This window comes from Chryseobacterium sp. 2P (assembly GCF_059579425.1).
Genome location: NZ_CM184194.1, coordinates 688,677 through 711,655, shown reverse-complemented (window position 1 = coordinate 711,655; position 22,979 = coordinate 688,677). Strand labels below are relative to the sequence as shown.

Below are 22,979 nucleotides of genomic sequence, written 5' to 3'. Positions count from 1 at the left end.
AAGAAAAAGCCTTAAATTTGTAGTATGTTAAATACTTTAGGTAATCTTCTCAGTCTTACAACATTTGGAGAAAGTCACGGTCTGGCTTACGGTGGAATCATTAATAATTTTCCGGCAGGTTTAACGGTAGATTTCGATAAAATTCAGTACGAATTGGATCGCAGAAGACCGGGACAGTCCGCAATCGTAACCCAAAGAAAAGAAAGTGATACGGTGAAATTTCTTTCAGGAATTTTTGAAGGAAAGACAACAGGAACTCCCATCGGATTCATCATCGAAAACGAAAATCAGAAATCAAAAGATTATGATCATATAGCGGAATCTTATCGTCCGAGTCATGCCGATTTTACTTATGATCAGAAATACGGATTGAGGGATTATCGCGGCGGCGGAAAATCTTCTGCAAGAGAAACCATCAACTGGGTGGTTGCCGGAGCTTTAGCAAAACAATTTTTATCGGATATCGAGATCAACGCATACGTTTCTTCCGTAGGCGAAATTTTCTGCGAAAAACCTTATCAGGCTTTGGATTTTTCGAAAACCGAAACCAATGAAGTGCGTTGTCCGGATGCGGAAACGGCAGAAAAAATGATCGAAAGAATCAAAGAAATCAAAAAAGAAGGAAACACGATTGGCGGAACGATTACCTGCGTGATTAAAAATGTTCCTGTAGGAATCGGCGAACCGGTTTTCTCAAAACTTCAGGCTGAATTAGGAAAAGCCATGCTCAACATCAATGCGGCAAAAGGTTTCGAATACGGAAGCGGTTTCTGCGGTGCAAAAATGACCGGAAAAGAACATAATGATCTTTTTAACGAAGATTTTACCACAAAATCAAATCTTTCAGGAGGAATTCAGGGCGGAATTTCCAACGGAATGGATATTTATTTCCGTGTGGCTTTCAAACCTGTAGCAACGATTTTAAGACCTCAGGAAAGCGTGGATAAATACGGAAATCCGGCAATTGTAGAAGGAAAAGGACGTCATGATCCATGCGTTCTTCCAAGAGCAGTTCCGGTGGTGGAAAGTCTGGCGGCGTTTGTTCTGGCAGATTTATTCCTCATCAACAAAACAAGAAACATCAATAATTTTTAAACATCATAATTTTAGCAGTGAAAAATTACTGGGATAAAGGCATCTCTTTCGAAGATTATGTGGAAATTGGAAAACAGAGATTAGAAAACCCTTCCGATCAGCAGGAAGCAGATTATAAACCCTATTACGAACTTGGACTTCAGAGAATCGACAGAACTTTAAAGAAGTATGTGGCGGATGAAGAACAGCTAAAACAGTTAGAATCTAAAAATTTCGACGGTAAAATTTTAATTATTTCTGAGGTTTGGTGTGGTGATGCAAGTGCGACCGTTCCTGCTTTGGTTAAATTTTTCGAAAGTAAAAATGAGGTTCGCATTTTCCTGAGAGACAGCGACAAGAGTTTAATCAGTCAGTTTTTAACGAACGGAACCGAATCCATCCCGAAAGTGATTATTCTGGATAAAGATTTTAACGTAAAAAATTCCTGGGGACCGCGTCCGAAATTCGGAACAGAACTTCTGATGAAATACAAAGCTGATCCTGAAGTATATACTAAAGATCATTTCTATAACGATCTTCAGGTGTATTATGCGAAGAACAGAGGAAAAGACGCCGTTCAGGAAATTTTAGAATTGTTGTAATATGTCGAAATTTTTCAGATTTTTTGTTGTAATTCTATGCATTTCGAATTTTCTGAATGCTCAAAATTCAAAGCTTGAAAATAAAGAATTATTTTTTTCAAAAGAATATGAAAAATTTTCTCAGAATGAGGACTACAACAGTAAAGAATCTCAATCTTTACATTTTTCTGCAGAATTCAAGAAATTCATTTCCGAAAATCCTGAAACACTGTCGTATAACTTTAAAAATTTGAATAATAAAGTAAACGTCATTACCTCCGAAGATAAAAAACTCAGATTTTATGTTTGGGATACAGAATTGGGAGGAACAATGAAAAGCTTCGATCAGATCATTCAATATTCCTCAAATGGAAAAGTAAAAACCATTTATAATAAAGAACAGTCTGATACTCCTTATTTTATTTCGGAAATTGTAAAAGTTCCTCTTAATAATCAGATGTATTATCTTGTTATTTCTAACGGAATTTTTTCTACGAAAGATCAAGCTCAGGCAATTCAGGCATTTACAATCCGAAAAGATCAGTTAATTGATTCTGATAAGATTTTTAAAACAAAAACAACAACTCTCAATAAAATTAAGGTTGATTTTGACTTTTTCAGCGTTGTAGACAGACCGGAACGTCCGCTGAAATTAATTTCATTTCAAAAAGACAAATTGTACATTCCAATTGTTAATAAAGACGGTATTGTTTCAAAAAAATTTCTGATTTACCAGCTTAATAATAATTACTTTCAATATATTGGGACAAAATAAATAATAGAGATTTAATGAAAAAAAATATAATTTACATTGTACTGATCGCGGTTATTGCCATTATCGCATTTATTCCGGGAGTAAAGGAGAAACTGCAGGAAGCATTTTTTCCGGTAGCAACGATTGAAAATGCGGTACACATCAGCGAAGAAGATTATGATATTGACCTGAAAGGAATTAATGTTCCCGATACCAATCTTAAAGCTTTTAAAGACAAGGCGGTTTTCCTTAATTTCTGGGGAACATGGTGTGCTCCGTGTAGAAAAGAATGGCCTTCGATCCAGAAACTGTATGATACCAGAAAAGATCATGTAAATTTTGTTTTAATCGCCATGGAAGACAAAGAGGATGCGGTAAGAAAATTTCTGAAAGAAAATAATTATAATGTTCCTGTGTACATTGCGCAAAGTCCGATTTCAGAGAAAATCCTTCCGAAAGTGTTTCCTACAACCTATTTGCTGGATAAAGACGGAAGAATTTTAATTAAAGAAGATGCTTCAAGAGACTGGAATACAGAATCTACCCATCAGTTTATAGATAATATTATTAAATAATTTTAACTAAATTTTGTAAATTATTGGTACAGAATTTGCGAAATTTACAGAGTTAAAAAAATTATTTAAACCTAAACACAAAATGAAGTATTCTAAACTGAATCTGGCAAAAGAAGCAATAAACCATAAAGGTTTCGTGAAAAAAATCCCTGATATTTTCAGAATGATAAAAATGTGGAGAAAAGGAGAATATCCGATGAGATCCATTGATATTATTCTGCCCTTGTTGGGATTGTTATATGTGATCTCCCCGATTGATCTTCTGCCGGAAGTTGCCGTCCCTGTAATTGGCGTTCTGGATGACCTTGCTGTTTTATCACTGGCAATTCCGAAACTGATTAAAGAGGTAGATAAATTCCTTCTTTGGGAAACCGAGCAAAAATATAATTCGGGCAGCACGAAAATAATCGATGCCGAAATTGTAAAATAATTTGAAGATACTATTAAAAGCCATTCGTTTTACGAGTGGTTTTTTTATGGAGAAATGCTAAAGGCGAATCCTAATTTTTAATCTCGCTGATTTTAATGTTTCGCAGAGTAATTTTGTGATATTCGTGAAAACATTCGTTTCATTCGTGTTTAAAAAAACGGAACAAAATTCACAATTGACATTTAACATCATTTCCTTAAATTTGCAACATCTAATAAAAAATAATGGAAAGTAAAAAAGAATTCTTTTTGGAGTGCTACAAACTGGGCATCATTAAATTCGGAAGATTTACCCTGAAAAGCGGAATCGAAAGCCCTTTTTATGTAGATTTAAGACCTTTGGCTTCAGATCCGAAAATTTTAAAAAATTTAGCCAATTATTTACTGGATATGCTTCCTTTGGATAATTTTGATCTGATCTGCGGAGTTCCTTATGCAGCACTTCCGATGGCTACAGCGATGTCTCTGGAAAGCTATATTCCGTTAATTATTAAAAGAAAAGAAGCGAAAAACTACGGAACTAAAAAACTGATCGAAGGAATTTACCAGAAAGGACAAAACTGTCTTTTGGTGGAAGACGTCATTACCTCCGGAAAATCTTTAATTGAAACCATTGCAGAAGTTGAGCAGGAAGACATCAAAGTTGCAGACATTGTTGTGGTTTTAGACAGAGAGCAGGGCGGAAAAGAGCTTCTGGAAAGCCGTGGCTACAGAGTTCACACCCTATTCAATATTTCTGAAGTCTGCACCATTCTTCGTGAAAACGGCGAACTTACGGATGATGAAGTAAAGAGAATTCAGGATTTTTTACAGGGAAACTATATTCAGTTTGAAGAAAAAGTAAGACCTTCTTACGAACAGAAATTAGAAGCCGCACAACATTCAGTTTCCAAAAAATTACTGGAAACCGCTTTAGCAAAACAGTCTAATTTAATCGCTTCTGCAGATGTTACCACGACTCAGGAATTATTAGATTTAGCTGAAAAAGTAGGACCACACGTTATTGCTTTAAAAACTCATATTGATATTATTTCGGATTTTGAATACGAAAAAACCATTACTCCATTAAAAGCTCTTGCTGCAAAACACAATTTCCTTTTAATGGAAGACAGAAAATTTGCAGACATCGGAAACACGCAGGAACTTCAATTTACAAGCGGTGTTTTTAAAATTACAGACTGGGCAGATTTTGTAACTTCTCAGGTAATCGGAGGTTTTGAATCTTTAGACTGCTTCAAAAATGTAGGCGTTGTAGCCATCATCGGAATGTCTTCGAAAGGAGCGTTAACAACAAGTGCTTATCGTGAAGAAGCTTTAAAAATAGCTTCATCGCACCCGAATGTTATCGGAGGTGTTTCTCAAAATGCGCTTCCTGAGGAAATGTTATTATTCACGCCGGGTGTAAATTTAGCCGATTCGGGAGACGGAAAAGGACAGCAGTACAATACTCCGGAACACGTTTTCAAAACACTTCATACAGATTTCATTATTGTAGGAAGAGGAATTTATAAAGCTGAAAATGCAGAACAGGCAGCCCAGACTTATAAAAACGAAGGCTGGAAAGCATATTTAAATTCTTTAGAAAAAAAAGAAGTTCAGCACTAAAATCTTTGTGGAATCTCTGCAAAATAAGTTATATTTGATACTTTATCAGGAATTTTGAAAAGAATCAGTATTTGTCTTATTTTGTTTTTGGGTGTTGCAGAAGTTTCTGCACAGAAAGATAGTATTTATATCGGGGCTAAATTATCTCAGGATAAAAAGATGCTCGATGTAACCGAAGAAATTGTGTATTTCAATAATTCGGAAAAAGATCTTAACACCATTAAGCTTTTGAATTGGGTCGCCGCTTACAACAAGCGCGGAACTTCTCTGGTCTACCGAAAGCTGGAAGACAGAAATACCGATCTTCATTTTGCCAAAAAAAATGAATTGGGTAAACTGCTGAATTTACAGGTCAAAAATTCAGGTGAAGAAATTCCTGTAGCAGAAACTTCTCAGGAAAATATTTTTCTTCCTTTGAAAGAAGCTCTGAAACCCGGAGAAAAAGTAAAACTTCAGCTACAATATCAGATTCAGCTTCCTGATAAGAAATTTACAGGATATGGAACTTCTGATAATAATGTAGCTTTAAAATATTTCTTTATTGTTCCGGATCGCTTTGATCCGGACAATATTTCCAAAAGAGATTACGCCGATATCGAGGAAACCGTAAGTTATAATACATTCTGGACGGTAAACTTAGATCTTCCTGTTAATTATATTGCAGAAAGTAATCTTTTGCAGACACAGATCAATTCCTTCAACGGTTATCTGGATTCTGATCCTGAGTTTTTGATTTCACAAAATGAGTATCCATCCATTAATATCAATACAAATGATATTCATACGGAAATTAAATTCGGTTATAATTTAAAGCCTGAAGAAAAAGAAAGCCTGGAATTTTACCTTCCACTTCATTTAAAATTTATCAAGGAAAGAATAGGATCGATTCCTGAAAGAATTTTTATTTCAGATAAATTCAGAAATAAAGAAGATTTTTTCGGAAATAATGACATTACCTTCTGGAAATTCAGATTCCAGCTTTTTACCGATGCTGAAAAAACAGATCTTGATTATTTCGGAATTGTTGCCAAAAAAGTTTTGGATGAAATTATCATTACCGACCAACAGGATCATCACTGGTTCCGAAACGGACTGAAATCTTATCTGGAAATTCAGTACCTCAAAAAATTCTACGCCAACACCAAATTGCTGGGAAATTTTCCTGAAACGAAAATTTTCGGGGTAAAACCTTTAAAATTATTTCATGCTTCGGATGTAAAACTGACCGAAAGATATGGTTTGGCATATCAATACATCATGTCTCAGAATCTGGATCAGAAAATTGATGAAAATTATTCTGACCTGAGTAATTTTAACGATATGGCGATCAGTAATTTTGAAACGGGAACCCTTTTCAATTATTCCGCCGACAAAATGGGTTACGGAAATTTTGAAACTCTTGTAAAAGATTTCATTGCTAAAAATACCGACAAAGAGATTAATCCTGCTGATTTCTTAAAAGAATTGGCAGAAAAAGATAAGAGAACAGCCTACCTCCCGGAATTTCTTGAGCATAAAAACAGGGTAAATTTTAAGCTGAGAAAATTTAAAAGAGAAGGTGATTCTCTGAATGTAACCATTCATAAAAATACAGATGAAAACATTCCGGTAAAATTGCAGACAACGTCAAAAAATGGTAAAACCACAGAATATTGGGTTGAAACGGATGAAAACCAAAAGGAAAAAAAATTCTCAATTCCGGCTTTAGATACCTATAAAATAACGCTGAATGACGATTATATTTTCCCCGAAGCAAATTACAGAGATAATTTTCTGTATGCAAAAGGTTTCTTTTCCAACATGCGGAAAATAAAACTTAAACTGATTAAAGATATTCCGAATCCTGAGTTCAATGAAATCTATATCAATCCGAGAGTACGTTTCAGCAATACGTACGATAAATTCCTAATCGGATTTAACTTTAAAAACCAGTCGTTTTTTGATCAGAAGTTTCTTTATTCACTTACTCCGACTTACAGTACCGGAACAGGAAAGCTTACAGGTTCAGGAGCTATTGCTTACTCATTTCTTCCTGCTGAAAGTATTATCCGAAGTCTTACTTTCGGAGTTTCAGGATCTTATTTTCATTATGATTATGATCTTGCCTACCGAAAAGCTTCTATTTATTCAAATTTAAATTTCCGAAAAAATCCGAGAAGTACGGTGAGCAGAAGTTTAGGCGTTTCTTATAATTATTTTGAAAGAGATCTTAACGCCTTGATGATTGCCAATAAGGACTATGACCAGTACAGTCTCTGGAGTGTTGGATATGGTTATAATGACAGCCAGAGTATTCATGAAAAAAGTCTGGGCGTAAGTACGCAATGGATGGAAGATTTTCATAAAGTAACCGCAGAAGGCTTTTACCGATGGGAATTTGCACCAAGACAAAAATTGAGTGTACGTTTATTCGCAGGATATTTTATTAAAAACAATACAAGAAATAATACTTTCAATTACGGGATTTCCAGAGTTTCAGACTATTCTTTTTCCTATAATTTATTGGGACAGAGTGCAACAGGCGGAATTCTTTCCCAACAGTATGTTTTGGCAGACGGTGGATTTAAGTCATTCATTCCGGGAAGTGTAAATAAATGGATTACTTCGGTAAATGTAGATACGAGTGTATGGAAAATTTTCCACGTCTATGCAGATGCAGGAGTTTATGACAATAAAAATCAATCGACGAAATTTATCTGGGACAGTGGCGTAAAAGTGAGAATCATCCCCGATTTTCTTGAAATTTATCTTCCTGTGCAATCTTCTTTAGGTTTTGAACCCGGCTTTAAAGATTACGGAAAAAGAATAAGATATACTTTAATTCTTAATCTGAGTTCTATTATTAATGCAGCGAGAAGAGGCTGGTATTAAAAAATAACTGAAATTACTTCATAAAAAAGCCTCAGATTTGAAATCTGAGGCTTTTATTATTTTAATGCTTAAGAGCTAAATTAGTCTTTCAGGATTTTTTGAGAAACTGGTTTATTGTTTACAGTACCTGTTACAATGTAATTTCCTTTTTGTAATTCAGCAACGCTTACAGACTCATTTTCTTTTACTGAAGCTGTTTTAACAATTTGTCCTAACATATTGTATACTTTTACATCTTTAGCTGCAGATCCGAAAGTAATCTCATCATTCTTAACGAAAGTGTTTTTAACGAAGTTACCCCCTTTTACTGTGGATAAATCTGTAACGGCTAAAGTTCCTGAGGAAGAATTTTGCGGAGTTGGAGCACCAGTAACAAAATCTGTAGCATTATTATTAGTATCACCAGAGCTTCTTGAGATTGAAGTCGTATTTGATGGTGCTGGAGCAGGTCCTGTACCTTCGTATAAGTTTGCAGTAGCACCAAATCCTACAAAATCAATCACTGTAGAACCTGTTGCAGAGGTGATTGAAGTTGCGCTTGAAGTTAAAGCAACTTTACCTGCAGTTCCTGACATATTAATCGTTCCTGTTGCATCAGCAGTTGGCAGGTCTACACCATTAGCTCCTCCAGCCTCAGCAATTAAATAAGTTTTTCCGGGCGCTAAAGTAATATCAGGCAAAGAATGTGTACTTGTACCACCATTGAATGTTCCTGTTGCTGAAGCATATTGTATATATGCACCCGTTAAAGTAACAGTTGTGGAGCCGATATTTTTTAATTCGATGAAGTCATTTTTATATGGTGCACCAGAATTTCCACCACCTCCATAAACTTCATTAATTACGATTTGTGCATTTGCAGAAATACCTGCAACTACAACACCCAAAATAGTAAAAATCTTTTTCATGATTTAAAAATTTAATTATTAATAATTTACAAGCCAAAATTACGCCATTTTTTTTTAGTAATGCAATAATTAGGTTAATTTTCTGTTAATAATACTAAAACCCTTTCCATAAAGTATTTTTAAGTATTTTTACGCATTATTTTTAAGATTTGCGAAATTTTATTCTGATATTCGTATTGTTGTTCGTGGGCATATTTTCGGGAAATGCTCAGATATTTACATGGAAAAATCCCAATCTTCCGCAATCCAATCTTAAAAATGACAGCCTTAAACAGGACAGCATTCTCGCAGCCAGATTTGAGCAGGATATTTTCGCAAAAGATACGTTGGATTTTATAAAAACCAATAACAGAATTGTTGTAGATGAAGGGGTTATTGCAAAAAATGATAAAAAAAGATTTTTAGGGGAATTAAACTCTAAAGGATCTATCATTCGCGGAATTACATTTGGTAACAATCAGGGGCAATCTGTACAAAGTTCTATGGATTTGCAGATTTCCGGAAGACTTTCGAAAGATGTAACTATTCTTGCAAGTATTTCGGATCACAATCTCCCTATTCAGGCGGATGGATATACACAAACGCTTGAGGAATTCGACAAAATTTATATGCAGCTTAATATCAAGGATAAATCGATATTGAGAGCGGGACACCTGGATTTGGTTGAAGCTAAAAATTATTTCGCTAAATATCAGCGAAGAAGTATGGGACTCGAATTTCAGACGGAATTCGGGAAAGAAAACAAAACGTTTGTGGATGTTTCTATGGGCGTTGCGCGAAGTGAGTTTCACAGAATCCGTTTTCAGGGGGTGGAAGGAAATCAGGGACCTTACCGTTTAACCGGAAAAAATGGCGAACAGTTTATCACCTTAATTTCGGGTTCTGAACAGGTTTTCATCGATGGTATTCTCATGAAGCGTGGTGAAAATCAGGATTACATTATCAATTACAATACCGGAGAAGTTACTTTTACCAGTTTCCGACCGATCTTCCAGCAGAATTTCATTACGATATCTTATAATTATACCAACAGAAATTACTCAAGGTATTTATTTACCGGAAAAATTGAGCATAAAAGGGAAAAACTTAAGCTCGGACTAAACTGGTTTATGGAAAATGATAATAAAAACGCACCGCTTTCTTTAAATCTTTCACAGGAAGATCAGCATATTCTTGCAGAAGCCGGAAACAATCCGAATTTAATGTATGCTCCTTCCGGAGTGGTTACAGAATATGATGTCAATAAGATTCTATATAAGCTGGTTCAGGGCTCGGGAGGAAATTATTATGAATTTTCAACTGATGCCACACAAACTTTGTACAGTGTTTCTTACACCTATTTCGGGGCTAATTTAGGAGACTATAAAATTACGCAGACCACCAACAACGGACGTGTTTTCGCATACGTTGGTCCCAACATGGGAGATTACCGTGCCGTGAGAAAACTTCCTTCACCGGAAAAATCTCAGGTGTATTCTGTAAATTCAGAATATTTATTGAAAGACGGAAAAATAGGAGCCGATATTTCTTTGAGCAATTATGATGTTAATTTATTTTCATCAAAAGATTCTCAACAAAATATAGGATATGCCTGGAGAATTTTCGGAAATAAAACCTTCACCAAAAACAACTGGAAAGGAACGCCGAATTTCGAATATCAATATATAGACAAGCAGTTTCATATTTTAGACCGAATTAATGATGTGGAATTCTCCAGAGATTTCAACCTTGCACAGGAATTCAGCGGAAGAACACAGAACAGATTTATTTTCAGCTTTTTGAATAAATGGAACAATAAATCTACCTTAAATTACAGAATCAATTATCTCGATGAGCAGGAAACCTATAAAGGCATAAAGAATGATCTTGATTTTGGGTGGATCAGCGGTAAATTTTTCACAAAAGGAAATTTATCTTATCTGAATACCAATGCTGTACTTCAGGACACAAAATTCATCAGAGGCGGAGTTTCCACAGAGTTTACCGGTAAAAAAGGAAGCTGGGCGATTGGCGGAAGTATGGAACACAACGAAAAGAAGTACAATGATACTCAACTGATGGATGTTACCAGTTTCAGCTGGAAAGAAATTTTTGTTCAGAAAAAGATCGGAGACAGCACAAGAACCAAACTATTGGCGAAAGTTTATATGCGCGACAATGATTCTGTGAGAGATAACCGGCTTCAGAATATGAATAATATTTTGGGAATTATGGCAGAAAGCCAGATCATTAAAACAGATAAAACAACGCTGAATGCCCTACTCCACTACAGAAAATTCTTTTACCAGAATCAGGATGTGGATCTTTCCAGAAATAATGACTTCGTTGTCGGAAATATTCTTTACAATCAGCAGCTTTTCAAGAACGGAATGCGTTTGCAGGCTTTCTATGAACTTGGGAACGGACAGGAAGCGCAAAGGGAATTTCAGTATATTAAAGTGACGGATGGACAGGGAATTTACAAATGGACTGATTACAACGGAGATGGCGTTCAGCAGCTTGATGAATTTGAAATTGCCGAATATTCCGATCTGGCGCAGTACATCAGGATTTACACGAATTCCGTTCGTTATATCCCTTCCAACAAAAATAAAATTCAGCTGGCTTTATTTGTGAATCCGTCCATTATTTTTAATTCTGAAAATAAATTTTTAAAACGCTGGAATTTCAATATTTCATTAAATTCACAAAATTCATTCTTCAAAAAAGATAAGGTTTTGGTTTTAAATCCTTTTGAGAAGAGTAATGACATGATTCTTAAAAACCAGAATATTCTGGCTTCCGCGCAATTCAGTCCGACCGATAAATCCGGCTGGAACGGAAATTACCGTTTTATCTCCAATGACAATCTCATTAATGCCAATTTCAGTAATGAAGAACGCGAACAGGTGTCACACTTCCTGAATATCGGGTATTGGTTTAATAAAGAATTCCGTATCGACTGGGAAAATTCGGTTCATGACATTAAGAACTCTTCGCAATTATTTGCGACAAGAGATTACCGTCTTAATAATTTTGAAACCAAACCAAAAGCAACCTATAAGTTTACCGATGCCATTCAGGCAGAACTTTCTTCGGCATTCCGCCAGAAACAGAGAGTGGATGGAGAAGAATTATTGAAAGCTTTTGATGTTACGGGAACCATTCAGTGGGAACGCAGAAAAACGTCTATCAGAGGAAATTTCTCATTCATCAATAATAATTTCAACGGCAATAATTTCAGCATTGTCGGAAACCAGATGTTGGATGGATTAAAACCGGGGAAAAATCAGGTTTGGAGTGTTTTCATTCAGCAGGCAATTAATTCTTTTCTTCAGTTAAATTTAAATTATGAAGGCAGAAATTCCGGAGACCGTACGATTCATATCGGAAGTATGCAGGTGAAAGCGAGTTTCTAAAGTCGGCGGGTTTTGAGTTGGAGAGTTTGAGGATTTGAGGGTTTTTAGATTTCTTGCTTAGTATTATAATTTTCCGGAAGATTTTCGTTTTATACACTTCTTATTAACAGCAATTACATTAATAGAAATTATCAAATTCTGAAATGCTCAGAAATTCGTAAATTTGCACCATGATAAAAATTGGCAATATAGAACTGCCGGAATTTCCGCTTTTGCTCGCACCGATGGAAGATGTGAGTGATCCGCCGTTCAGAAGACTCTGCAAAATGCACGGGGCAGATTTAATGTATTCGGAGTTTATCTCTTCGGAAGGGTTAATTCGTGATGCCATCAAGAGCCGTAAGAAACTTGATATTTTCGATTACGAAAGACCTGTCGGAATTCAGATTTTTGGAGGAGATGAAGAAGCGATGGCCATGTCTGCAAGAATTGTGGAAACGGTAAATCCGGATCTTGTCGATATCAATTTCGGATGTCCTGTAAAAAAAGTGGTGTGCAAAGGAGCTGGAGCAGGAGTTTTAAAGGATATTGATCTGATGGTTCGTCTTACCAAAGCCGTAGTACGGTCTACAAGTCTTCCTGTAACGGTAAAAACACGTTTAGGCTGGGACAGCACTTCCATTAATATTGATGAAGTGGCAGAACGTCTTCAGGAAACAGGTATCAAAGCATTAACCATTCATGCGAGAACCCGCGCGCAGATGTACAAAGGCGAAGCAGACTGGGAACATATTTCAAGAATTAAGCAAAATCCTAATATTGAAATCCCGATTTTCGGAAATGGTGATATTGATTCTCCTGAGAAAGCGTTAGAATACAAACAGAAATATGCCTGCGACGGAATCATGATTGGTCGTGCAGCGATTGGATATCCCTGGATTTTTAACGAAATCAAGCATTTCTTTAAAACCGGAGAACATTTACCGGCTCCTGCCATCGAAGACCGTTTACTGGCGGTTCGTCAGCATGCAGAATGGAGTGCAGAATGGAAAGGCGAAAGATTAGGACTGGTGGAAATGAGACAGCATTACAGCAATTATTTCCGTGGAGTTCCTCACTTTAAAGATTTCAGAAAGAAATTTTTAGAAGTATTCACTTTAGAAGAAATGGATGTGCTGATTAAAGAAACACAGGAGTTTTATACAGAATATTTAGCACAACAGGCATAAAAAAATGAAACCATCAATAGTAAGTTGATGGTTTTTTATTTTCACTGTTAGTTTTTTCCTTTCCTTTAGTATCCTTCCGAAGCTGATTGATTTTTAATTAACGCCAATGCAGATGAAGTTCCTATTCTTTTTACACCAAGATTAATCATTTTTTCTGCATCTTCCGGAGTTCTCACTCCTCCCGCTGCTTTTACAGGAAGTCTTCCGGCATTTTCCAGCATGATTTTAATTCCTTCAAATGTTGCTCCGTTGGGTTTTCCTCCTTCTGTCTCATAGAAACCTGTGGAAGACTTTACGAAAATTTTAGACAAATCGTTTTCAGAAAAGTTCTCTTCTGCCCAATCAGAAATATTTTTGGTAAGATCAGCAATTTGCTCATCAGTTAAAGCTGCAATCTCAATGATCCATTTTGCAATTTTATGATGTTCCAGACTAAGCCTGGTGCATTTTACAAACTCATCTTTTACAAGCTCAAGATCACCTTTCAGATAGGCACTGTAATTGATCACAAAATCCAGTTCATCTGCTCCGTCAGCAATTGCTTTTTCAGCTTCTGTAAGTTTTTCATCTACAGAGCAGGTTCCTTCATGAAACCCAATCACCGTTCCTACGACAACATCTGAATTCTTTTCCTGAATATACTTTTTAATCTCAGAAATATAATCCGGACGGATCATTACGGCAAAAATACCGTGATCTATCGCTTCCTGTGTAAGTTCGATATCTTTCTGTAAAGTTTCTTCCTGTGAAAGTCCTGACTGTGCAGGTGTTTTCAAATATGTTGAATCCAGATATTGTGCAATATTCATAATCTATTATACTTTCAGTTGTCTGTAAATACCCTGCTCCAAAGATATGAAAGTTTCTGTTCTTATAACGCCTTTCAATTGCTGAAGTTTACTAAGAATCTGCATTAGATGATCGTTGTCTTTACAAAGAACTTTAAGAAAAATGGTATAATTTCCTGTGGTATAATGCGCTTCTACTACTTCATTAATATCTTTCAGGGATTTTACCATATCCGGATAATGGCTCGGCTGATCCAGAAATACACCAATGTAAGAAATTACTTTGTATCCTATCTTTTTAGGATTCAGAAAGGATATAGAGTTTTCTATAACCCCTGCCTGTTCAAGTTTTTTTATTCTTTGGTGAACCGCCGTCGTGGAGATTCCTACATTTTTTGAAATATGAGCTAATGATGATTTGGCATTATCCATCAGCATATAAATTATTTCCTTGTCAATTGAATCTAACTGATAACTCGTGTTGTTTGAATTTTTCATTCTTTCTACTTTATTTATGTTTTTACATCTGTTTACAAATCCCTAATTTTATAAAAACCGGAAAATGATCGCTGTAGCCTCCCAAATACCTTGTTCCCGCATACGTTCGGTAAGGTCTGCCTGCAAACTTTCTGTCGCGGCTGCTGAGTTTTTCAGAATTGAATATTTTTGCCTCCTGAAATTCAAGAACATGATCATCATTAAAGAACGACTTCGATAAAATGATCTGATCGTACAGCAGTCCCGATTTATAATGAAAAGTAGAATAATTTCTTGTGGAAAACAGATGCTGGAAAGGATTTTCCAATATTTTTACTCCTGCATCGTCAAAAAGAATTTTTACTAAATTTTCATCATCTGGGTTTTCATTAAAATCACCGCACAGAATTACATTTTCTTTGCTATTGTTTACAACATTTAAAATTCTTTCACGGATCTCAGAAAGTATAAAGGCTCTTTTGGGCTTATTAATATCTTTTTCGCGCTTAGAGGGAAGGTGTGCAATAAAAATATTAATAATCTCTCCTTTATATCTTACTTTCGAATAAAGAATATCTCTTGTTGTATCGTAATTTTCTGTGCTTCTGTTTATAATTTCAAAGAAGAATGTAATAGCTTCAGAATCTATTATTTCCACTTTGTTTTTATCATATAATAAGGCAACATCTACCCTTCTTTCATCCATAGAATTGTAATGCACAATTCCATACTCTGAATTAAAAGGTTCCATCTTCACAAGATCCTCCAGAACTTTCCTTCCGGAAACTTCGGAAAGACCAATTATAAAAGGCAATACTCCATTCTCTTCCTTCATGAGCCTGAAAACATGTGCAATTTTTGAAAGTTTGTTCCGGTATCTTCCCTCATCCCAGTTCCTGAGTCCCGATATAGTTGGGTCCAACTTGTGCATTGGTTTCGGATCCGGTAAAAATAAGTTTTCAACGTTGTAAAAACTAAACAACTCCATTAGCACATTTTCTGATTTCAAACAATTACCTTTTTTTATTTAAAATGAATATGTAAATTTATTATTTTATTTAATATATCGTTAATAATTTTAACAAATTTGCAAAATTAATTTATTATTCAAATATAAGCATTTAAAAGAATTATTTAAATCAAATAGATAAATTTAATTAAAAATATTATGCACAATCTAATATATGCTTTAGACCCAAAATAAAACGGTATTTTTAAATTTAATTTTTCTGTAGAAGAAATTCTATGAACAGCTAGGTAATAAGAATTTTTTCAACCATTTTTAAACAACAACTATTGTTTGCTGCTGTAAAAATTTATAAAAAAATCAATTGTAAATTTAGGACAACGATAGGTTTTATCTATTTTAAAGGAGATCCGGACGTTTTTCTGTGGTGATTCTTACCGCTTCATCGTGCCTCCATTCTTCAATTTTGGCAAAATTTCCGCTCAGTAAAACTTTTGGAACTTCCAGACCTTTGTAAATTTCCGGTCTTGTATAAATCGGAGGAGATAAAAGATCGTCCTGAAAACTGTCTGTTAGAGCACTTTGTTCATCATTCAGAACACCCGGAAGCAGCCGGATTACAGAATCTGCAAGAACGCAGGCTGCCAATTCTCCGCCGGTAAGAACATAATCACCTATGGAAATTTCCTTCGTGATGTGTAGATCTCTTACACGCTGATCAATACCTTTATAATGCCCACACAAGAAAATCAGATTATTTTTAATGGAAAGTGTATTCGCAATTTTCTGGTTCAAAGTAACTCCATCCGGCGTAAGATAAATGACTTCATCATATTCTCTCTGAGATTTTAATTCTGAAATACAGTTGTCCAGAGGCTCCACCATCATCACCATTCCTGCACCGCCGCCGTAAGGTTCATCATCAATCTGTTTTTTTTTGTTGATTCCCCAATCTCTCAAGTGATGGAAGTGCACTTCTGCCAAACCTTTATCAATCGCTCTTCTTAAAATAGAAGTTTTAAACGGACTTTCCATCAGTTCCGGAAGTACGCTTATTATATCAATTCTCATTGTACTGTTTCGTTTTTCTTATTTGGCAAAATTATCAATCTTAAAGAAGAATCTTTATTAAAATAGCTCCACATCCAGTTAAAGAACACAGCAAGCTTGTTTCTTACACTTAAAATAAGCATTAAATGTAAAAACATCCAGAAATACCACGCAAGAAATCCCTGAAATTTAATAAATGGTAAATCTACAACTGCTCTGTGTTTTCCGATAGTAGCCAGAGAACCTTTGTCATCATACTCATACTCAACCCATTCATTCGGATTTTTCTTTAAAAGGTTCTTTCCTAAATTTTTTGCCTGATTAATTGCTACGTTTGCCACCTGTGGATGACCCTGCGGATATTTCGGAGTTTCCATATAGGCAATATCTCCGATTGCAAAAACATTATCGTAGCCTTTTATTTTATTGTATCTGTCTGTAATATATCTGTTTTTGACCAATTTTTCGGCAGGAAAACCATCTACAACGTTTCCTGTAACTCCGGCTGCCCAGATTACATTATTGGAAGGAATGGTTTTTCCGCTTTTCATATACACTTTATCACCATCATAATCCGTAACGTATTCCTGACTTAAAAATGTAACGCCTAAATCTTTTAAATATTCTTCAGATTTCTGCTGTGCTTCCGGACTCATTACCGCCAAAGGCTTTTCTGTAGAACTTACCAGAATAATCTTCAAATGGTCAAAATTCATGTAAGGATAATCTCGCGGAAGAATTTCTTTTTTCATTTCCGAGAAAGCTCCGGCTAATTCTACTCCGGTCGGTCCGCTTCCTACAATTACGATATTCCAGTTTCCGTCATCGCTACGGCTTTTTTCAAGAATCAGCTTTTCGAAAGTCATTAAAACATGATTTCTGATGCTGATCGCTTCCTGAGTATTTTTCATCCCGAAAGCTTTACCTTCAAGATCTTTATTTCCAAAAAAATTGGTTTTGCATCCTGTAGCGATAATTAATTTATCGTAGGTAAATTCTGCTTCATCGGTAATGACTTTATTATTTGCAGTATCGATTTCCTTAACTTCCGTGAGGCGAAACTGGGTATTTCTGGAACGCTGAAAAATTTTTCTGAAAGGAAAAGAAATATTGGAAGGCTCAATCCTTCCGCATGCAACCTGATAGAAAAGCGGCTGAAACATATGATGGTTTACCCGATCCAGAACAATAACTTTTTTGTTCCTGTTATTCAACGTTTTCGCAAGCTGCAGCCCCGCAAAACCTCCTCCTATGATGATGATCTTTTCGCGTGTTTCCATAGTACACAAATTTACTGATTTTATTTAGCATTTAGAAGTGAAAAAAGCTAGTTTTGTAAATCTTTATTCACAAACGATGTACAGCAAAAAAACCGCCAAAAAGATTCATAAAAACCGCCGGAAAAAATATCTTTTACGAAGAAAAATCGTACTGGTTATTTTAATTGTTGCTCTTATCGGAACAGGATTGTATTTAAGACAATCCATAAGTTATTATTACGCTTTATATTTCAATAAATTTACTCACAGAAAACTCCACAACAGTGAAACGGAAACGCTGAGAATTCAGAAAATCCTTTCTAATAATTTAGATAAAACATACGGATTTGATGTGTCGCATTATCAGAATAAAGAAGATATCAAATGGGACAGCCTTACGATCGGAAACAAAACCATTCCGCTGGAGTTTGTGGTGATGCGTGCAACGATGGGAAACCGAAATGCCGATAAACATTTTTCTGATTTCTGGGAACAGGCAAAAAAACAGAATTTAATCCGCGGAGCGTATCATTTTTACAGAGCAGATGAAGACCCTGTAATTCAGGCAAATAATTTTCTGGAAAATGTAAAGCTTGAGAGTGGTGATCTTCCTCCGATTCTGGATATTGAAAAAATCCCGAAGCGAAAAACGAATAAAAAATTGGTTGAAGATCTTAAAGTGTGGTGCAAAATTGTAGAGGAAACCTACGGCGAAAAACCCATTATTTACACGTATTACCATTATTATAAAGATTTCCTGAAGGGCGAATTTGATGATTATCCGCTCTGGCTAGCTAATTACAATGATGTTCCGGCTCCGTCACCCGATGCAGACTGGGATTTCTGGCAGTTTACAGAAAACGGAATCGTGCACGGAATTAACACCAAAGTAGATCTGGATATTTACAATGGAAGTTCGTGGTCTTTGAAGAGGCTGACTCTGGATTGATTTTTTTCCGGTGATTTGGCATATTTTAAATTTTGGCTAAAGCCAATCGAAAAGCCTTATATTGTTAACGGGCTAAAGCCCGTTTCTATTGATGAAAATATCAAACTAAAACCTGTGTGAATTCTGTATAAAACTATTTAAACGGCTTTCTTTGAATCCATTCGGTTTTTGGAGAAACAGAAGGAAAAATTGTTTTCAGGAAAGGATTAATCATGAAGTTTTTATGCTTTATTAAACCAAAAATTTCAGTCGGTTCCGCACCGATCGTTGATTTTATCTCTAAAGCCGTTCTTCCGAGAATAATTCTTTCAGACCGATTGTCAATTCCAAATTTCACCATATCCAAAAGCATATTAAGATAGATCTGCTTTTCTTTCTGACAGTCTTTTTTGTAGCCTAAAAAGTAGGTATCGATATCTTTATTGTTGATAATCATCGTATAAAAACCGATAAGTTGATTTTCTGAAAGATATCCAAAGACTCTGAAATTTTCTCCTAGATTTTCTTTCATGCTTTCAAAATGATTTTCTCTGAGAAAAAAGGTATTGAAAGGCGCGTTTTCTGCGACATTCTGATAAAGAACATTCATTTCAGACTGATATTTTCTGATCATGTCTAAGTTGAATTCTTTCTTAACAGTTCCTTCCAGTTTCTTTTTGGCTGCTTTGGCTCTTGCCCTGTATTTTTTCGAAAAATCATTTACATAATCCTCAAAATTCTTCCAGTTTTCTCTTATCCGAAGAATCATATTCGGCTGAACGAAAAATCTGAAGTATTTCCGATGTTTTTCTCCTTCAAAGTATTTCAGAAAGTTTGACTGGTAATCTTTATAAATAATTAAGGACGTCTTTCTTATTTCCTGCTGCATTTTCATCACCGCTTCATTGAGCAGCGAAATAAATTCTTGAGCAGTAATTTTTGAAGGATCAAAATAAAATCCGTTCTGTCCGGTAAGCATATTATTTCCTAAAATCATCACATCTTTACTCAATTGTCTTGCCACAAAATTCCTGATGGTACAGAACACTTCATTTTTCTGAAATGTTTTATGCTGAATAAAATTTAGATATTGAAACAAAGCACCGCCAATCAGATCATTTTCTTTGAAAAAACCGATAAAAAAACATTCCATATTCTGAGGTCGGGAATGTTCTAAAGCACAGAAGTATTCTTCGGAAAGCAGGATATTATGATTTCCGATCACCACGTTCCACTCTTCCGGCAAATCGGCAGCTGAGTGATAAATTTTTAAAATATATGACATAAAAAAGGCTACGCAAAAGTAGCCTTAACTTTTTAAAACATTACATTTATTTTTGTGTTGCCCAGTGAAAACCGTCCGGAGCATACCAACCGCAGATAATTCCGCCCATAATGGTAATGCAGACCGTCCAAAAAGCAGCGTTAATTAATGTATATTTCCACGATTTTCTTTCGAACATTGCATTGATGGCAATCATGGGAAGCACGAATAAAAATCCCGTCATGGAAGAATGCAGTGCGCCGTGACCAAAGGATCTGTAAGCCATTCCGTAGTCTTTCATGAAGGCATGATAAGAAGGATTGGCGTTCATTTCATCTCCGCCGACCATTCCGAGCGCACCAAACTGATGAATGGTTACAAACTGTAAGAACAAAGCCATTAAAGCTGATAACATGATGGAAAATATAAAAACTCCGATCATGGAACCCTTCATTTTATCTTCGGTTAAACCGACTTCTTTCATCCATGCTTTTCCGAAAACTTTAGGATGATACCAGATAAATCCCATTATTAAAGGGACAAGTGCGGCTGCAAAAACAGCCCAATAGTTGATTTGCATCATAGTTTTAATTTTTAATAATCTTAGGAATATAAATCTACATCAAAAATCTATTAAATAATACATTAAATTTAATAAATATTTAATTTTAACTAAAATTTTATAATTAAATAAAACCAAAGACAACTACAATTCAATACATAAGACAATTCATTATTGTTTTAATATTGAGAAAAACTTGTGTAAGGCTTCGGGATTGTATTTCTGCTTTTTCTGATACATTTTCGTACTTTTGCGGCTCAGTTTAAGTTTCAAAATCTAACCATCAGACTATAATGAATTACGTTTCTGCCGAAAATCTTACCAAATCCTACGGAATAAAAGTTTTATTTGAAAATATTACTTTTCATATCAACGAAGGGGATAAAATTGCTATTGTTGCCAAAAACGGAAGCGGAAAATCCACTCTTCTTAAAATCCTGATGGGAAAAGAAATTGCAGACAGCGGAACGGTAATCATCAATAAAGATATTCAGGTAGTGTTGTTTGATCAGGAAATAGATTTTGACCCGAATCTTACCATTGATGAATTTATGATGACTTTAGATTCGGCTCCGATTATGGCGCTGAAAAATTATCATCAGTCTCTGCATTCCACAGACAATGATTTCATTGAAAAAGCTCTTCTTGAAATGGAAGCGCATAAAGCGTGGGATCTGGAAAATGAAATGAAGCAGATCCTTTCACAGCTAAAAATCACCGATCTGGAAGCTAAAATGGGAACACTTTCCGGCGGACAGATTAAGCGTGTTGCTTTGGCAAAACTATTAACAGAAACCAGAGCCGAACACCGCCATACTTTGTTAATCATGGATGAGCCAACCAACCACCTCGATGTGGAAATGGTGGAATGGCTGGAAAGTTATCTGAGTAAAGCAAAAATAACTTTACTATTGGTAACACACGACCGATATTTCCTCGACAGCGTTTGTGATACGATCTGGGAAATGGAAGACAGAAATCTTTACATTCACAATGGTTCTTACGCGACGTATCTTGAAAATAAGATGATCCGCGAAGACAATATGAATGCGACGATTGATAAAGCCAACAACCTTTACCGAAAGGAACTGGAATGGATGAGAAGACAGCCGAAAGCAAGAACTACAAAATCCAAATCCAGAATTGATGCTTTCTACGAAACGGAAAAAGTAGCCAAAACAGACACAAGAAAACAGGGGTTAGAGCTTGATTTTGAAATGAAAAGGCTTGGAAATAAAATTCTTGAGCTTAAAAATATTGACAAAAGTTTTGGAAGTAAATTGTTGCTGAAAGATTTCAGTTATTCTTTCCAGAGAGGGGAAAAAGTAGGAATTGTAGGGAAAAACGGAGCGGGAAAATCTACTTTATTAAATATTATTCAGGGGTTTGAAAAAGCGGATAAAGGAGAAATTGAAACCGGGGAAACCATCCATTTCGGATATTTCTCGCAAAAGGGTCTTACTTATAAAGAAGATGAAAGGGTAATTGACTTCATTAAAGAAGTTGCTGAATTTTATCCTTTAGCCAACGGAAAAAGTCTTTCTGCCTCCCAGTTTTTAAGATTGTTTTTATTTGACGATCAGACACAATACTCTCCTATTTCCAAACTTTCGGGTGGCGAAAAAAGAAGACTTCATCTGATGTATATTTTATACCAGAATCCAAACTTTTTAATTTTTGATGAGCCTACGAATGATCTGGATCTTCCGACTTTAACGGTTCTTGAAAACTTTTTACAGCAGTTTCAGGGTTCATTAATCATTGTGTCGCACGACAGGTATTTTATGGACAGAATCGTAGATCATATTCTTGCTTTTGAAGGAGAAGGGAAAATTCGTGATTTTACAGGTAATTTCTCAGAATACCGCGAAGCGAAAAGCAAGGAGGATGCTTTGGAGAAATCTGTTTCCGTAAAATCTGAACCTGTAAAAGAAACAGTTCCTGCTGTAAACAATACAAACGCAAAAAAGAAAAGACTTTCCTTTAAAGAACAGCGTGAACTCGAAACCATCGAGAAAGAAATGCCTGAATTAGAGGAAAAACGAGCGAAAATATTAGATCAGCTTAATAATGAAGCGGATTACGAGAAAATATCCAAACTTTCTGCCGATCTGGAATCTATCTCTGAAACTTTGGAAAACCATGAAATGAGATGGCTTGAACTTCAGGAGATCTTGGGTGAAGCGTAGTTGAGTTTGAGGGTGAGAGAGTTTTAGGGTTTGAGAGTCTGAGAGTGTGGAGCGTTATATTTTAATTGATATTAAATTTTCTTACTTTAAAAATCTTGCTTTAAGATTCATAACTCTAAACTGCAATAAAA

General features: G+C 35.5%; 19 protein-coding genes. 11 read left to right on the top strand and 8 right to left on the bottom strand.

Going from position 1 to position 22,979, the window contains the following annotated elements; all coding sequences use genetic code 11:
* Window positions 1–24 precede the first annotated feature (24 nt).
* From aroC to AC52CF_RS03070, 7 genes are all read left to right on the top strand, one after another.
* Window positions 25–1,095 (top strand): chorismate synthase, encoded by a 1,071-nt coding sequence (aroC, locus tag AC52CF_RS03100; protein ID WP_496517835.1) that lies wholly within the window; start codon window positions 25–27, stop codon window positions 1,093–1,095.
* 17 nt (window positions 1,096–1,112) lie between these two features.
* Window positions 1,113–1,676: a thioredoxin family protein gene (locus AC52CF_RS03095; RefSeq protein WP_375180941.1), complete on the top strand. Its 564-nt coding sequence runs from the start codon at window positions 1,113–1,115 to the stop codon at window positions 1,674–1,676.
* 1 nt (window position 1,677) lies between these two features.
* The gene (locus AC52CF_RS03090; protein WP_375180942.1) at window positions 1,678–2,430 is read left to right on the top strand and encodes a hypothetical protein; all 753 of its coding nucleotides are present in this window, start codon (window positions 1,678–1,680) and stop codon (window positions 2,428–2,430) included.
* Between the two features lie 14 nt (window positions 2,431–2,444).
* Window positions 2,445–2,984, top strand: coding sequence for a TlpA family protein disulfide reductase (locus AC52CF_RS03085; RefSeq protein WP_375180943.1), 540 nt, complete (start codon window positions 2,445–2,447; stop codon window positions 2,982–2,984).
* Window positions 2,985–3,066: 82 nt separating this feature from the next.
* Complete coding sequence (locus AC52CF_RS03080) at window positions 3,067–3,414, top strand: YkvA family protein (protein WP_375180944.1); 348 nt, start codon at window positions 3,067–3,069, stop codon at window positions 3,412–3,414.
* Window positions 3,415–3,638: 224 nt separating this feature from the next.
* The gene (gene pyrF, locus AC52CF_RS03075; RefSeq protein WP_375180945.1) at window positions 3,639–5,018 is read left to right on the top strand and encodes an orotidine-5'-phosphate decarboxylase; all 1,380 of its coding nucleotides are present in this window, start codon (window positions 3,639–3,641) and stop codon (window positions 5,016–5,018) included.
* A gap of 54 nt (window positions 5,019–5,072) precedes the next feature.
* Complete coding sequence (locus AC52CF_RS03070; RefSeq protein ID WP_496517834.1) at window positions 5,073–7,889, top strand: gluzincin family metallopeptidase; 2,817 nt, start codon at window positions 5,073–5,075, stop codon at window positions 7,887–7,889.
* An 80-nt stretch (window positions 7,890–7,969) separates the two neighbouring features.
* On the opposite strand, the gene AC52CF_RS03065 is transcribed toward AC52CF_RS03070, so the two are convergent.
* On the bottom strand, window positions 7,970–8,797 hold the full coding sequence (locus AC52CF_RS03065) for a T9SS type A sorting domain-containing protein (RefSeq protein ID WP_214590836.1): 828 nt from the start codon (window positions 8,795–8,797) through the stop codon (window positions 7,970–7,972).
* A 185-nt stretch (window positions 8,798–8,982) separates the two neighbouring features.
* Here AC52CF_RS03065 and AC52CF_RS03060 point away from each other — a divergent pair, with 185 nt between their 5' ends.
* Both AC52CF_RS03060 and dusB read left to right on the top strand, forming a co-directional pair.
* Entirely contained in the window at window positions 8,983–12,195 is a 3,213-nt protein-coding gene (locus AC52CF_RS03060; protein ID WP_496517833.1) for a DUF8818 domain-containing protein, read from the top strand.
* A gap of 170 nt (window positions 12,196–12,365) precedes the next feature.
* Window positions 12,366–13,364: a tRNA dihydrouridine synthase DusB gene (gene dusB / locus AC52CF_RS03055; protein WP_336688581.1), complete on the top strand. Its 999-nt coding sequence runs from the start codon at window positions 12,366–12,368 to the stop codon at window positions 13,362–13,364.
* A 65-nt stretch (window positions 13,365–13,429) separates the two neighbouring features.
* On the opposite strand, the gene deoC is transcribed toward dusB, so the two are convergent.
* The 5 genes from deoC to AC52CF_RS03030 all read right to left on the bottom strand — a co-directional run bounded on the left by deoC (window position 13,430) and on the right by AC52CF_RS03030 (window position 17,926).
* Entirely contained in the window at window positions 13,430–14,176 is a 747-nt protein-coding gene (gene deoC, locus AC52CF_RS03050) for a deoxyribose-phosphate aldolase (protein WP_496518203.1), read from the bottom strand.
* A gap of 3 nt (window positions 14,177–14,179) precedes the next feature.
* The gene (locus tag AC52CF_RS03045) at window positions 14,180–14,650 is read right to left on the bottom strand and encodes an Lrp/AsnC ligand binding domain-containing protein (protein ID WP_076390855.1); all 471 of its coding nucleotides are present in this window, start codon (window positions 14,648–14,650) and stop codon (window positions 14,180–14,182) included.
* A 22-nt stretch (window positions 14,651–14,672) separates the two neighbouring features.
* Window positions 14,673–15,617: an endonuclease/exonuclease/phosphatase family protein gene (locus AC52CF_RS03040; RefSeq protein ID WP_214590839.1), complete on the bottom strand. Its 945-nt coding sequence runs from the start codon at window positions 15,615–15,617 to the stop codon at window positions 14,673–14,675.
* 378 nt (window positions 15,618–15,995) lie between these two features.
* Complete coding sequence (gene trmD / locus AC52CF_RS03035) at window positions 15,996–16,667, bottom strand: tRNA (guanosine(37)-N1)-methyltransferase TrmD (protein ID WP_336688580.1); 672 nt, start codon at window positions 16,665–16,667, stop codon at window positions 15,996–15,998.
* Complete coding sequence (locus AC52CF_RS03030) at window positions 16,664–17,926, bottom strand: NAD(P)/FAD-dependent oxidoreductase (RefSeq protein ID WP_235129661.1); 1,263 nt, start codon at window positions 17,924–17,926, stop codon at window positions 16,664–16,666. The genes trmD and AC52CF_RS03030 overlap by 4 nt, the downstream gene beginning before the upstream one ends.
* Window positions 17,927–18,002: 76 nt before the next feature.
* On the opposite strand from AC52CF_RS03030, the gene AC52CF_RS03025 reads away from it, so the two are divergent.
* On the top strand, window positions 18,003–18,854 hold the full coding sequence (locus AC52CF_RS03025; RefSeq protein WP_185208308.1) for a glycoside hydrolase family 25 protein: 852 nt from the start codon (window positions 18,003–18,005) through the stop codon (window positions 18,852–18,854).
* 133 nt (window positions 18,855–18,987) lie between these two features.
* Here the strand turns inward: AC52CF_RS03025 and AC52CF_RS03020 are convergent, their stop codons facing one another.
* Both AC52CF_RS03020 and AC52CF_RS03015 read right to left on the bottom strand, forming a co-directional pair.
* Complete coding sequence (locus tag AC52CF_RS03020) at window positions 18,988–20,118, bottom strand: 8-amino-7-oxononanoate synthase (protein ID WP_496517832.1); 1,131 nt, start codon at window positions 20,116–20,118, stop codon at window positions 18,988–18,990.
* A 46-nt stretch (window positions 20,119–20,164) separates the two neighbouring features.
* Complete coding sequence (locus tag AC52CF_RS03015) at window positions 20,165–20,680, bottom strand: DUF1761 domain-containing protein (protein ID WP_308196689.1); 516 nt, start codon at window positions 20,678–20,680, stop codon at window positions 20,165–20,167.
* 272 nt (window positions 20,681–20,952) lie between these two features.
* Between AC52CF_RS03015 and AC52CF_RS03010 the strand changes: the two genes are divergently transcribed.
* Window positions 20,953–22,848 (top strand): ABC-F family ATP-binding cassette domain-containing protein, encoded by a 1,896-nt coding sequence (locus tag AC52CF_RS03010; protein ID WP_496517831.1) that lies wholly within the window; start codon window positions 20,953–20,955, stop codon window positions 22,846–22,848.
* Window positions 22,849–22,979: the final 131 nt, after the last annotated feature.